Origin of the sequence: Polaromonas sp. (assembly GCF_016185115.1) — a bacterium.
Classification (GTDB): Bacteria; Pseudomonadota; Gammaproteobacteria; order Burkholderiales; family Burkholderiaceae_C; genus Polaromonas.
The window spans coordinates 450,125-464,221 of record NZ_JACPOF010000029.1 but is presented as its reverse complement, the minus strand read 5'-3'; the positions used below and the strand labels follow the sequence as shown (position 1 = coordinate 464,221).

Here is a 14,097-nt window from a genome sequence, read left to right as displayed (position 1 = left end):
GTCGACCGGCACGGGCCTGGCACCCTTCATGAGCGTGATCCGCGATCCGGCCACCTATGAAGCCTTCGAGCAGGTCATCCTGGTCCACGGCGTGCGCCAGGCAGACGAGCTGGCCTATCACGACCTGGTGCTGGACCACCTGCCCAAGCATGAGTTCCTGGGCGAGATGATCCAGAAGCAGCTGCTGTATTACCCGACGGTGACGCGCGAGTCCTACCGTAACATGGGTCGGGTGACCGACCTGATGGAGTCCGGCAAGATGTTTGAAGACCTCAAGCTGCCCAACCTTGATGTCGCCAATGACCGCGTGATGATTTGCGGCAGCCCGCACATGCTCAAAGACCTCAAGCACATGCTGGAGACGCGGGGCTTCACGGAAGGCACCACGTCCAAGCCTGGCGACTTTGTGGTCGAGCGTGCTTTTGCAGAGAAGTAGAAGATTGATGCGCCACACAGCAGGCCTCAAGTAGGATGTTGTCACCGGATACACCAACAGGCACCATGACCGCAGCAAAGACGACCAGGCCCCGAGCGGCTACACCCAGGCGCGCAACGGTCAAATCAGCCAAAGCGCCCGGCGTGCGTGAACAGGCGGCACAAACCACGCGCGACAACATCCTGCGTGCCGCCACCAGGGTTTTTGCGCGTTACGGTTACGACGGCGGCAGCGTTGAAAAGATATCAAAATCGGCGAAATCGTTCGACCGGATGATTTATTACTACTTTGGCAGCAAGGAAGGCCTGTTCATCGAGGTGCTGGAAGACATGTACCGCCGAATGAACGATGCAGAGCTCAAACTGTCGCTGGACATAGAAAAGCCCGTGGAATCTCTCAAGGACGTGATCCGCTTCGTGGTGTCGTATTACGCGAAAAATCCTGAATTCATCACGCTGCTCAATACCGAAAACCTGCATCGCGGCAAACATATTTCAAAGTCGCTGCGGGCGCGTGAATACTCGTCCCCGGCTATCGCCATCATCAGCCAGCTGCTGGAAAGTGGTGTTAAAAAAGGTGTGTTTCGCAATGACGTTTCGGCGCGCAACGTGTATCTGCTCATTGCTGCGACAGGTTATTTTTATATCTCCAACCGCCACACCCTCACGGCCTTCCTGGGTGAAGATCTGCAGGCGCCGCAGGCCATGGCCGACTGGCAGGACTTCATCATCATGACGGTGCAGCGCACTGTGATGCTGAAACCCTCATAAATACCAACCCACAGAAAGACCAGCCCATGGCAGAAGCTACAGCCACCGGAAAGTCCGGAAAAGTCGTGATCAGGAACATCGGCCTGTTGCTGTCCGGCGATATCGACAAACCGATACTCGATGCCGACACCATCGTCGTGAATGACGGGCTGATTGTGGCGGTGGGCAAGCTCAAGGACTGCGATGTCGAACATGCACAAACGGTGATCGACGCACATCAGACCTGCGTCTGCCCGGGGTTGATTGACAGCCATGTGCACCCGGTGTTTGGTGACTGGTCCCCGCGCCAGAACCAGATCGGCTGGATCGATTCGACCATGCATGGCGGTGTGACGACCATGATTTCTGCAGGCGAAGTTCACCTGCCAGGCCGTCCCAAGGACATCGTCGGACTGAAAGCCCTGGCCATCACTGCCCAGCGTGCGTTTGACAACTTCAGGCCGGGCGGGGTGAAGGTTCTGGCGGGTGCGCCAGTGATTGAAAAAGGTATGGTCGAGCAGGATTTCAGGGAACTCGCTGAAGCCGGGGTTGGCCTGCTCGGTGAGGTTGGTCTTGGGTCGGTCAAGGCGGGTTATGAGGCGAAAGAGATGGTGGCCTGGGCACGCAAGTACGGCATACAGAGCACCATACATACGGGCGGCCCGTCGATTCCGGGCTCTGGCCTGATCGACAAGGACGTGGTGCTGGAGGCCGATGCTGATGTCATAGGCCACATCAATGGTGGCCACACCTCGCTGTCCGAGCAGCATGTGTGCGAGCTGTGTGAAAAATCATCACGTGCGATTGAAATCGTGCACAACGGCAATGAAAAGGTGGCGATTGCTGCTGCGCAGGCGGCGCTGCAACTGAAGTGCCCGCACCGCGTGATTTTGGGTACCGATGGCCCGGCAGGGTCGGGTGTTCAGCCGCTGGGCATACTGCGCCTGATCGCTTTGCTGTCCAGCCTTGGCAACATTCCTGCCGAGCTGGTTTTCTGTTTCGCAACCGGCAACACGGCGAAGATTCGCAAGCTCAATTGCGGGTTGATTGAAGTCGGGCGTGATGCAGACTTTGTATTTTTGGATAAAGCCCAGCACACGGCTGGCATGGACCTTCTGGACAGCGTTCAGCGCGGTGATATTCCCGGTGTTGGCATGGTCATGATTGACGGTCTGGTGCGCAGCGGCCGAAGCCGCAACACGCCGCCTGCTACAGCTATTCCTGAAGTTCTCGCCCACGCATGAACTGTGCTCAGGTGCCTGCGCCTGCCTTGGAAGACGTCGTAGCGACTCCTGTGACCAGCACAGATGCCTTGTCCGGCAGTTCTGACAGTGTGAGGGTCTGACCCGGAGCGATGACCGTATGCGGCTTGAAGCTTTCAGGCGCCTGGCTGTCTTCACGCTCCCAGCGGACAAGGGTTTCGCGGCCTTCCAGCCGGATCGTTATTTCAAACGACGGCCAGCCGGAAGGCACGCACGGCGCAAGCGTTAGCACACCTTGCCGCATGCGCAGGCCCAGGATGCTCTCCAGTGCGGCGCGATAAAGCCAGGCTGCCGATCCGGTGTACCAGCTCCAGCCGCCACGCCCCACATACGGTGCCGAACCGTAGACGTCTCCGGCCATGACATAGGGCTCCAGTTCATACACCGCGCCGCGGGCGGGGTGCTCAGTGCGGTGGGCAGGGCTCAATGCCTTGAAGCTTTCCCATGCGGCGTCGGCATCACCGGTTTGTGCCTGCGCCATCATGGCCCAGACGGCGGCGTGGGAGTATTGGCCGCCGTTCTCCCGTACGCCGGGCGGGTAGGCCTGGATGTAACCGGGGTTGTTGGCAGATTTCTCGAGCGGCGGGGCCAGCAAATGCAGCAGGCCTGCTTTGTCGTCAATCAGCTGCCGGCTCATGGCCTGCATGGCCGGCTGGATGAATGTGTCGGTTGATGCGCCAGACAGCACGGACCAGGCTTGCGCGATCAGGTCGATCTGGCACTCTTCATTCGCAGATGATCCGAGTGCCGCGCCGTTGTCGAAGAAGGCACGGCGAAACCATTCGCCGTCCCAGCCATGGCTGTGCAATGCTTTGATCCAGCCTTCGCGCGCAGCCAGCCATTTCTGTGCACGTTCGTTCTCGCCCCGGGCTGCGGCTATGGGCGCGAAGCCCTGAACCACGCTGCACAAGAACCAGGCCAGCCAGACGGATTCGCCGCGCCCTTCGTGGCCCACGCGGTTCATGCCGTCATTCCAGTCGCCGGTTCCCATGAGTGGCAGGCCGTGTTGGCCGACAGGCAGGCTGCGGTCTATGGTTCTGGCGCAATGTTCGTACACCGAAGCCCACTGGTCGCTGATAGCCGGTGCATAGTAGGCGTCTTCGGCGCCCTCCGGGATGGTTGCACCATCGAGAAAGGGCACTGATTCATCAAGGATGGCGATATCGCCGGTCACATCGACATAGTGCGCGCAGGCGAACGGTAGCCATAGCAAATCATCGCTGAAGTGCGTGCGCACGCCTTCGCCGCCCGGTGCATGCCACCAGTGCTGCACATCGCCCTCGGCAAACTGCCGCGAAGCGTTGAGCACAATCTGGTCGCGCAGGCGTTGGGGCGCCACGACGGCGAAAGCCATACTGTCCTGCAACTGGTCGCGAAAGCCAAACGCGCCACCGGCCTGATAGAAGCCGGCCTTTGACCAGAGCCGTGATGTCAGCGTCTGGTAGAGCAGCCAGCGGTTGACCAGTGCATCAAACAACGGGTCTGGCGTACGCACCTGAACGTTGCCAAGCAGGTCGTTCCAGAAACCTTTGGCGTGCGCCAGCGCTTCGGGCATGTCGCGCCTGAGCCAGGCAGTGGCGAGCTTTTCCGCCCGGGCGGCATCTGGCGCGTGACCCAGGATGAAGCTGAAGCTGACGACATCTCCTGCGGATACGGTGAAGTTGCTGGCAACAGCGCCGCAGGGATCGAGGCCGCCACCGTGGCGTTGACCCAGCGTGTTGGGCAGGCTCAGCCTTCCGGCCTGGTCAAAAAATTCGCCCCGATCGCAGGTCCATTGCACCAGGCCCCGCATGCCGGCCAGGGCAAGAAAGGCCGTTGAACCCCCAAATCCTGCCCGGCTTTCGCGCTGCTGCGCCATGACCACTGGCAGGCCAGCGGGGCTCCAGGTCTGCAGCGTGCGGCGTTCTGCATGGACAGCGCCCATCTGCCATTCAGCCATGGCCAGTGCGCGCAAGGAGCGTGCCTCAGTTCCGCCGTTGCGCAGCTGTACATGCACCAGTTTGACGGCATCTGTCCGGTCGGCGAAAAAAGTGGTCTGCATGCTCAAGTGTTCGTGCTCGCACTCAAAGACCGTATAGCCCTGGCCATGACGAACGCGGTGGCCTGTGCCGGAACTGCCGGGTGTGTAGACATCGGACACAGGCACCAGTTGCAGCAGGTGGCCGGAGTCGACGTCCTGCAACAGGAAGTGTTCATGCGTCTGGTCCTGGACAGGGTCGTTGCTCCATGGCGTGACCTGGTGCAGGCGGCTGTTGGTGGCCCATGTATAGCCGTTGCCGGCTTCGGACACCTGGAAGCCAAATGACGAATTGGCAATCACATTGACCCAGGGACGCGGTGGCCGTTGCCCTGCGTGAATGTCAAAACGGAACTCACCGGTTGCCGCATCAAACAGCCCCCGGGGTGTGTTGCGGGGAGCAGCAGGAAGTGGCCCCCCGGTTGCGGGTCTGGTTGCGTCGGGGAAGGACTCTGCAATGCTGGCCTGCCGTCCCCAGACAGTGCGTAGAGATTGCACCTGGGTTTCGAGAGGCCTGCCGTCCGCAGTAAAAATCACACGCGCATGTGCCGCCAGCGCTGCCTTCTCCGAGTCGGTGACCTCATGGTCGCGCAGCAGATAGAAGCCGGCCGCGTCGCTGGGTGGAAAGCTGTACTGCACCTTCTGGTTCAGCCGGTCGCGCCGGGCGAGTATTTCCCGCTGCAGTGGGGAGAGATAGGAGTTTGCCTCGCTGTTGAGAACGACGACATCCGTCGGCAGCCCACCGAAGCTCCACCAGGGCTGGGCGCGTAACAGTGACTGCACCAGCGCCAGGCCTTCGCTGGAATGTATGCGTACCAGCACGATGGGCTTGTCGCCGGAGATGCCGAAACGCCAGAGCTGACGCTGGTCTACCGGTGCGGCGTCAGGTCGTGTGGGGGCCGCAGCGTGACGCGCCGTGCGCGCGCTGCTGTAAAGGAGGGCAGTCGTCAGATCCTGAAGCGCTGCGTTTTCTTCCACATTGATGCCGAGGTCACGCAGCCTGACCTGCGCGAGCGTTGCAGCCATGCGGGTGGCGCGCTCCACGTGCATGGGCTGGAGGTATTTGTCGATACGGGCGACGAGGTCATCCCTGTCCTGTGCGGCTGCAGTGGCAAAACCCAGGCGTGCCACGCCCCGAGCCGGTATGCGTACGCGTATCCGAAGGCAGGCCACGGGGTCAAGGCCATTGACAGGGGTGTGCTCGCCCTTCCAGAGCTGGGTGCCCGGTTGGGGTTGCGAGCGCTCCTGGTTGCGACCCAGAAAAGTGCGGCGGTCTGCGATGCAGTCCACGGACAGGATGTCCGCGTCAGCTTCTGCAAGAAAATGCGCCGCTGACAGAACGGGTTCACCATGCAGACGCGGGCGGCGCGACATGACCATGGCGCGCCATTCGGGGTGCCACGCGCTTTCAATAAACAGGTTTGAGAATGCGGGGTGTGCTTCGTCGGCGCGCGCATCTGCCAGCACCACTTCAAAATATGAAATGACTTCATGAATGACGGGCTCATCCGTCATGTTCTGCAGTACTACAGAGCGGATCTCGGTGTCATCTTCGGGGCTGACGAGCACGGTAGTCGAGGTTTCAAGATCCTTGCCACGTGTGTTGAATTGCACCCTGTCGGCCAGGAAGCGTGCCTTGTACTGCCATTGTGGATGTGGCGCCGGGTGGGCCGTCAGCGAATGCAGGCTGGCAGCGCCGTCCGGCCGTACATAGATGAAGGTGCCGTACTGGTCGCGCAGCAAATCATCACGCCAGCGGCTGATGTTGTGCCTGATGGGATGCTGGCTCCAGCGGCTCAGGCCCGCGCCATTGGCGCGCAGTGTCACGCTGTAACGACCGTTCGACAGCAGGTGCGTGGGTTGCCACTGGCCATCAACCGGATTGACCTTGCGCGACTGGAAGGGGTTGAGCGGGGTATCTTCTGCGTACTCGGGAAGGCTGCGCGGGTTGGCGCTGCTGATGATCTGGCGCGGGCAGCGTTCATGCAGCAGGGTCTCGTAGGCACGTACCAGCGGCATCCGCGAGAACCAGCGCTGCGGCGCGTGGCCACACAGCACATTGCACAGGGCCACCAGCGACATGCCCTGGTGGTGCGCCATGTAGTTCTGCACCACGCTGAAGGGTTCTGCATGCGGCTGGCGTGAGGCCGTGAAGTCCACCGCATCCATGAAGCCGTATTCACCCCTGGCCTTGAGTTTTTCAAGTCTGTGCAGGTTGGCAACGGCTTCACGTGGCATGAACATGGTGGCCATGACGGTGGCATAGGGTGCCACCACATGCTCTGACAGCGGCGTGCGCCTGAGCGCAAGGCGGGGTACGCCGAAAGGCGAGTACTGATAGGCCAGCGAATGGTCCTGCGCAAAATAGGCCGACTCGGACACCCCCCAGGGCAGGTCATGGTCGCGGCCGTAAACCTGTTGTTCGGCGACAGCCGCCAGGCCCGACATGCGAAGCAGGCCCTGGTCTGGTTCCTGCATGACCAGCGAGGGCATGAGGTATTCGAACATGGAGCCCGACCAGGACTTGAGGCCGGGCGTAACGCCGACCGACAGGAAGGCCCGACCCAGCGCCATCCAGTGGCGGCGCGGCACGTCACCTTTGGCAATCGCCAGAAAACTGCCCAGGCGTGACTCGGAGGCCAGCAGGTCGTAGTAACTGGCATCCAGCGCATGCTCATGCACCCGCAGGCCGATGTGAAACAGGTGGCGCTTGCGGTTGTAAAGGCCCCGAAAATCCATGGCCATGGCAACGCGTTCACACTGTTCGGCAATCAGGTTCAGCGTCTTCTTTTCGTCTGCCGTCGAATCTGCCTTGCGTGCCAGGCTGTAGCAGGCGCCCGCCACGGCGATCAGGTGGCCGGCGAGGTTGCCGCTGTCTACTGCAGATACGTAAGCGGGTTGAAGAACCTCCAGCGTCTCGGTCTGGTACCAGTTCAGCAGGTGGCCATCCTGTTTCGGCATGCGGTCGATGGTTGCCAGTGTGGCCTGCAGGCGCTTGATGAGCTGCGCGGTGGTCAGCCATCCGAACTGCCTCGCACACGCCACGGACAGAAGGTAGAGCCCTATATTCGTGGGCGAGGTGCGGTGCGCGATGGTGGGCTCATGGTCTACCTGCAGGTTGTCAGGCGGCAGATGGTTGTCCTGTGCGGTTACCGCCCGTTCGAAGAAGCGCCAGGTGTCGCGCGCCAGTTCCAGCAGGTAGGCGCGGTCTTCTGTCCCGATGCGCCTGCCTTTTGCTGTACGCATGGGCAGGCTCGCCCACCAGGCCGCAATGGGGCCCGAAGCCCAGATCAGGAATAGCGCCGCGCCCACCAGGGGATGAGGACTGCGCAGTGCCAGGCCGGCCAGAACCAGACAAAGAATCATGGAAAGGGCATGTTCGCGGAGAAAGGACTTGAGGGCGTACTTCGCGGACGCCTGGGCCTGTGCCGCTGTGGTCCATTGCAGCAGATGTTTGCGGCTGATGGCCAGGCGCCATAACGAGCGTAAAACCGCATCGAGCATGAGCGTTGCACGCGTGAAAAGCTGCGTGAACAGCCATGCAGTTGCTGCGAACGAGCGCCAGAGATCAGTCATGCCGACGTGGAAGAAGTGCCTCAGCACAATTCCCCGTCGTGTAGGTATCAAGCCTGCCAGGGCACCCAGCAGCGGGCCGGCCAGAAAGGTCGCCAGCACCACGGCAATGGTTTTTGACATGGGGAGCGCACCGGTAAAAATCACCCAGGCCAGCAGGGCCAGGGATGTCGGTACGACGAGGGAGCGGCGCAGGTTGTCCAGCATCTTCCAGATGCCAAGCCGGTCTATGCCGTAAGCGCTGGCGTTGAACATCAGTGGCAGCAGTTGCCAGTCGCCGCGGGTCCACCGGTGCAGTCGTGAGGCGTCCACCCCCGCATGATGGGGATGGTCTTCTGCCAGCACCACGTCGCTGACATAGGCGCAGCGTGCAATCGTCCCTTCCAGCAAATCGTGGCTGAGGACTGACTCGGACGCAAAGCGCCGGTCGAGGACGGCGTGTATTGCTTCGACATGGAGCAGCCCCTTGCCTGTGAACGTGCCGAGCCCGAAAAGATCCTGATACAGGTCAGAGGTGCCGCTGCTGTAGGGATCTATGCCGCACTGGCCCGCAAACATCGCGTGGAAGGCAGAACGCTCCTCGTCTTCTGGCAGCGGCGTGACAACGCGCGGCTGCAATATCCCGTAGCCACCGGTGACGCGACGGCTGGTCCTGTCGATGTGAGGCGCATTCAGGGGGTGCGCCGCGATCGAGACGAGTTCCCGCAGCGCTGCGGGCGGCAGGCCGGTATCGCTGTCGAGCGTGAGGATGTAGCGAATGCCAGTCGCCAGACGCATGCCTTCGGCAAAATAAAAATCACCCGCTGCCACCTTGCGCGGCGGCGTGGCCGCATCGAGTGCTGCTGCATGCCCGGAGCCTTCGCCCGTGGCGATGAACCGTACAAGGGATTCGAGCTTGCCGCGTTTGCGCTCCCAGCCTATCCAGCGGCCTTCAGTGCTGCACCATACGCGGGTCCGGTGAATAACGATGAAGCGTGGGGCATTGCCCTCAGGGACCGGGTAAATATCATTCAGCGTCCTGATTTGCATCAGGGCTTCCTTTAACAGCGCGCTGTCGCCGGGCATACCCGCCTGCGGGGCATCTGGCCAATCGCTGAGCAATGCGAACTGGGCGTTGTCTTCGAGGTTGGCCAGCCAGTGCAGGCGCAGGCGGTCTGTGAGTTCGCGGATGGCTGTAACGGACGTCAACATGCATGGAATGACGACCAGGGCGCCATGTTCCGCAGGAATGCCCGCAGAGAAATCAAGCCTTGGCATGGACCTGACGCGGGTCGATTCCGCGACGATGCGGTGTATGAGGGCTGCCACGGCTTCCGACGCGGGAATGGTCATCAGCAGCAGGGCAAGCCAGGTTTTCCAGCTTCCAGGCCCCATCAGATGTATGTCCGCTGCACCATGCGGATAGCGGGCAATGGCGAGTAGCACCAGCAGTGTGCCTGTCAGCAATACGGTCAGGTAAATCGCCAGCCTCCAGGCGTGTGTGCCTGAGGGTTTTGCGGCAGGGCGCGTAATTCTTGAAGGCTTGTGTGTCCCAAACGTATTGACAAGGGCTTCAAGGCCGGGGCCAATGAGGTGGTAGCCTGCGGTTTCCTCCCCGCCGGACGATTCGGCATCTGCGAGTCGGGCCCGGCTCACAACGGCTTGAGCAACGGCGAGCTCGGATTCGCCAGTGTCCCGTGCAATCTTTTCCATGGACTGCGTGATCTGTTGGCGGGTGCCTTCACTCTCCATCTCAAAGCTGGGCAACTGGTTGAGCACTCGCAGCGAACGGCTGACCGGTTCTATCAGGTCTATCCATTCCACCTGGCCGATCAGGCGCAGGCTGTTGATGATGTTGCTGATGGTCAGATTGGCAGCCACCTGTGCTGTCTGGCTTTCGGCTACCAGCGACAGGCCATTGGCGCAGTGGCTGGCAGTCCAGTGCGCCAGGCGCGCCGATGTGTCCGACGGCTGGTCGGGCATGCGTTGCCAGAGCTGTGTGAGGAAATTCCGTTCAAGGCCGCGCTGGCGCATGGACTCCAGCAGTTCGTCGAGTTGCGCTTCGCTCAGGTGCGTGCCGGTGTCCCATACCGCATGTGCGGCCTCCCTGGCCGCCTTGCCGTCTGCAATCTGGTCTGCCACACGGCGCAGGTTTTCCAGCAGAACAACGCGCAGGGTGGTCGGCATCGCCCACAGCTCGCCAAGGTTCAGTTCGCTGACCTCCTGATAGGCATCGAGAAACGCGGTGAAAAGCACCGGGTCCAGCACGCTGTCGGTGTGGGCGACATATGCCCATGCAATGCCGTAAACGCGCGGCAATCCTTCCAGAGGTTTTTCGGCAAGTTTGGGCAGGTGCGCGTAATAGCGCCTGGGCACGCCTTCGTGAATCTGCTGAAGCTGTGCCTCTACAAGGTGAAAGTTGTCCAGCAGCCACTCTGCAGCGGGCGTGACGTACTGGCCGCTGTGCGAGATGGTGGCAATGTAGTCATAAGCCAGGCGAAGCGCGGCTATGTTTTCATGGACCCGTGGAAAGAACGAGGTGCTTCCCCTCCAGCCGGACTTTTGTTTGACTGCCTGTGCTTTTGCCAGGCTGCGGCCATGCTGCTCAAACCGTTGCGCACCGAACAGTTCGGCGCGTATCAGCGGTTCTGATTCGCGATTTCCGGTACCAAGGATCTTCCGGGCATAGGGGCTTAAGGTGGAAAGCCGGTCAAGGGTGCTGTTTGCCACACCCTCAGACGGTGCTGACCAGACCCAGAAGGACCACCGCAATCACTGCGGCGGTCACCATGCGCGGAAATATGAACGAATGAACGGATTCAAGTGCGACATGCAAACCAAACATGCGGCTGCGTGTGCTGGCGCAACGGTCCATGTGCGACGCCAGTGCAGCAATATCGCTGGAAACAAAGTCCGGCGTGGACGTCGAAGGTGTGATGGAAAAAGGTGCAGGATTGTCTAGGGTCGCTGACATGAAAGTGCTCCGCAGGCTGATGGGTTCTAGGGAGGCGTCAGCTGTGTTGCCACAGGCAATTGCCCCGAAAACCATCCTACGGGCAAACCCTTGGTGCAGGCATCGGAAGACGCCGCACTTTGTATAGGACCCGACCTACAGACAGGCCGGAAATGAATATCTCATCCGGTGTTGCGCAGGCCAGCCGCAATGCCGTTGATGGAGATATGAATGCCGCGCTGCACGCGTTCATCAGCCTGGCCTTCGCGATAGCGCCGGACCAGTTCTACCTGCAGGTGGTGCAGGGGATCAATATAGGGGAAGCGGTGGCGGATGGAGCGCTGCAGCGCTGCATTCCCGGCCAGCAGGGTTTTTTCGCCAGTGATAAGTGCCAGTGCGCCCACAGTGCGATGCCATTCAGCTTCTATTGCGGTAAAAATCCGCTTGCGCAGTTTTGCATCGCCGACCAGTTCGGCATAACGAGAGGCCAGCGCCAGGTCGCTTTTGGCCAGCACCATGTCCATATTGCTGAGCAGCGTGCGGAAGAAGGGCCACTGCTTGTACATCTTTTGCAGCAGGGCCAATGCCTCTTTTCGGGCTGCCGGCGTGCCGCCCTGGTCAAGCAGGCCTTCGATGGCAGAGCCAAAGCCGTACCAGCCTGGCAAGGTCAGTCGGCATTGTCCCCAGCTGAAACCCCATGGTATGGCGCGCAGGTCTTCAATTTTTTGGGTTGCCTTGCGGGAGGCAGGGCGCGAACCGATGTTGAGTTGCGCGATCTCGCGTATCGGTGTCGATGAAAAAAAGTATTCAGTAAAACCGGGCGTCTCGTAGACCAGCGCGCGATAGGCCGCCATGCTGGCGCTTGAGAGTGTCGCTGCCGCCTCAAGAAAATCCCTGGTGGCGGGCTTGGTGGGTTGCAGCAGGGTGGCCTCAAGCGTGGCGGCGACAAGCGTCTCAAGGTTGCGTCGGCCGATTTCGGGGTTGGCATACTTGGAGCCGATGACTTCACCCTGCTCGGTCAGTCGTATCTGCCCGCGCACTGTGCCGGGCGGCTGGGCAAGGATGGCCTGGTAGCTGGGACCACCGCCACGGCCCACCGTGCCGCCGCGCCCGTGGAACATGCGGAGCTGGATGTTGTTCGTATTGGCCAGCTGGTCGAACAGTTCCACCAGCGCAATTTCTGCACGGTAGAGTTCCCAGTTGCTGGTAAAAATGCCCCCGTCCTTGTTGCTGTCCGAATAGCCCAGCATGATGTCCTGTTCGGCTCCGCTGCGTTGCACAAGCTGGGCAATGCCGGGCAGGGCATAGAACTCGCGCATGATGGGTGCGGCGTTGCGCAGGTCTTCAATGGTTTCGAACAGCGGGACAACGATGAGATCGTTGGTGGCATGGTGGTCCAGCGTGCCGTGCATCAGGCCGACTTCCTTTTGCAACAGCAGCACTTCCAGCAGGTCGCTCACGGTTTCGGTGTGACTGATGATGTAGTGGCGTATCGCCTCTTTGCCGAAGCGCGCGCGGGCTGCCAGTGCTGCTTCAAAAATGGCGAGTTCGCCCTGTGCGTGCGCGGAATAGCTGGTGCCTATAACGCGCAAGGGCCTGGCGTCATTGAGCAACCTGATCAGCAGCGCCCGTTTGGCGGTCTCCTGCAGATCCGAGTATTTGGGCTCAATCCGCGCTACTGCCAACAGCTCGGCAATCACTTCTTCGTGTTTGTCTGAACTCTGGCGCAAATCGACGGTGGCCAGGTGAAAACCAAATACGTCTACTGCTCGTATCAATGGGTGCAGGCGCTGCGCTATCAGCGCTTCGCCGTGATTGGCGCGCAGCGATGCATCGATGGTGCGCAGGTCGGCAAGAAAGTCCTCCGATTTGAGGTACGGATTTTGTGGCGCAACCGCATGACGTGCAGCGTCGCCGCCGGTCAGCATTTTTAACGTCGCCGCCAGCCGGGCATAAACGCCGGTCAATGCACGGCGGTATGGTTCGTCCTTGCGGTGTTCGCTGGTGTCGGGGGAGCTTTCCGCCAGTGCCTTCATGTCGGGACTGACATCGATCAGCATGGCTGACAGGGACAGTTCTCCGCCCAGGAAGTGGACTTCCGTCAGGTAGTGACGCAGGGCTACTTCGGCCTGCCGCCCCAGGGCGTAATTCAAGGTGGCGGCGCTCACATTAGGGTTGCCGTCACGGTCGCCGCCTATCCACTGGCCCATGCGTAAAAAGCTGTGCACGGTGCGGTTGCCCAGCTCGCGCTCCAGGTTTGCGTACAGCTTGGGGATCTCGCGCAGAAAGGTCGCTTCGTAGTAGCTCAGGGCATTTTCGATTTCGTCTGCCACCGTGAGCTTCGAGAAACGCAATAAGCGTGTCTGCCAGAGTTGCATCACGCGCGCGCGCAGCTGTGCCTCATTGGCGGCCAGTTCGCGTGGTGTCAGCGCATCCCGGGCAGCGCGTGCCGGGCTGACAGCGGTGACGGCCAGGGCCAGTGCCTTGATATCGTCGCGTGCGGTCAACAGCTGGGCGATGTCGCGTTCTGCATCAAGAATGCTTTTGCGCTGCACTTCTGTCGGGTGGGCCGTGAGCACGGGTGATACAAAGCTGTGGGCAAGGGTGTTGGCTATGGTCTTGGGCGCAATGCCCGCCCAGCGCAGGCGGGCCAGTGCGACTTCAATGCTGCCTTCCTGGGTGTCGCCGGCACGTTCGTGAATGGCGCGGCGGCGGATGTGGTGGCGGTCTTCGGCCAGATTGGCGAGGTGGCTGAAATAGGTGAAGGCGCGAATGACGCTGACTGTCTGGTCGCCGGACAGGCTCTTGAGCAGCTTCTTGAGCGCGCGGTCGGCATCCTGGTCGGCATCGCGGCGAAAGGCGACTGACAGCTTGCGCACCTGCTCAATCAGCTCATAGGCGGCTACGCCCTCCTGTTCACGGATGACATCACCCAGGATGCGACCCAACAGTCGTATGTCTTCGACCAGGGGCCTTTCGTTGTCTCTTGAACGGCCGGCCGTTTTGTTCTTTTCAGCCCCCGTTTTGACGGCTTCGTTGTTCTTTTTAGTGCGTGCGGAAGTAACCATGTGTCCCTCTGATTCAGAAGCTCGCATGCTAGCATTACCTTCCCCTCAGGATTACAGGCA

The 14,097-nt window shown here is 60.9% G+C and carries 5 protein-coding genes and 1 pseudogene; 3 read left to right on the top strand and 3 right to left on the bottom strand.

What is annotated here, in order from left to right; translation table 11 throughout:
* The 3 genes and pseudogenes from HYX42_RS20935 to HYX42_RS20925 form a co-directional block, all read left to right on the top strand.
* Positions 1 to 436: pseudogene (locus tag HYX42_RS20935) on the top strand (ferredoxin--NADP reductase); the annotation flags it as partial.
* A 65-nt stretch (positions 437 to 501) separates the two neighbouring features.
* Positions 502 to 1,206, top strand: coding sequence for a TetR/AcrR family transcriptional regulator (locus HYX42_RS20930; RefSeq protein ID WP_293406796.1), 705 nt, complete (start codon positions 502 to 504; stop codon positions 1,204 to 1,206).
* Positions 1,207 to 1,232: 26 nt separating this feature from the next.
* Complete coding sequence (locus HYX42_RS20925) at positions 1,233 to 2,429, top strand: amidohydrolase family protein (protein ID WP_293406794.1); 1,197 nt, start codon at positions 1,233 to 1,235, stop codon at positions 2,427 to 2,429.
* Positions 2,430 to 2,436: 7 nt separating this feature from the next.
* On the opposite strand, the gene HYX42_RS20920 is transcribed toward HYX42_RS20925, so the two are convergent.
* The 3 genes from HYX42_RS20920 to ppc form a co-directional block, all read right to left on the bottom strand.
* Positions 2,437 to 10,746, bottom strand: coding sequence for a glucoamylase family protein (locus tag HYX42_RS20920; RefSeq protein ID WP_293406792.1), 8,310 nt, complete (start codon positions 10,744 to 10,746; stop codon positions 2,437 to 2,439).
* Between the two features lie 4 nt (positions 10,747 to 10,750).
* Complete coding sequence (locus HYX42_RS20915; protein WP_293406790.1) at positions 10,751 to 10,990, bottom strand: hypothetical protein; 240 nt, start codon at positions 10,988 to 10,990, stop codon at positions 10,751 to 10,753.
* Positions 10,991 to 11,151: 161 nt separating this feature from the next.
* Positions 11,152 to 14,037: a phosphoenolpyruvate carboxylase gene (gene ppc / locus HYX42_RS20910; protein ID WP_293406788.1), complete on the bottom strand. Its 2,886-nt coding sequence runs from the start codon at positions 14,035 to 14,037 to the stop codon at positions 11,152 to 11,154.
* Positions 14,038 to 14,097: the final 60 nt, after the last annotated feature.

Coding starts and splice junctions, on each gene's coding strand:
- HYX42_RS20930 (WP_293406796.1), top strand. CDS start 502: ATGACCGCAGCAAAGACGACCAGGCCCCGAGCGGCTACACCCAGGCGC.
- HYX42_RS20925 (WP_293406794.1), top strand. CDS start 1,233: ATGGCAGAAGCTACAGCCACCGGAAAGTCCGGAAAAGTCGTGATCAGG.
- HYX42_RS20915 (WP_293406790.1), bottom strand. CDS start 10,990: ATGTCAGCGACCCTAGACAATCCTGCACCTTTTTCCATCACACCTTCG.
- ppc (WP_293406788.1), bottom strand. CDS start 14,037: ATGGTTACTTCCGCACGCACTAAAAAGAACAACGAAGCCGTCAAAACG.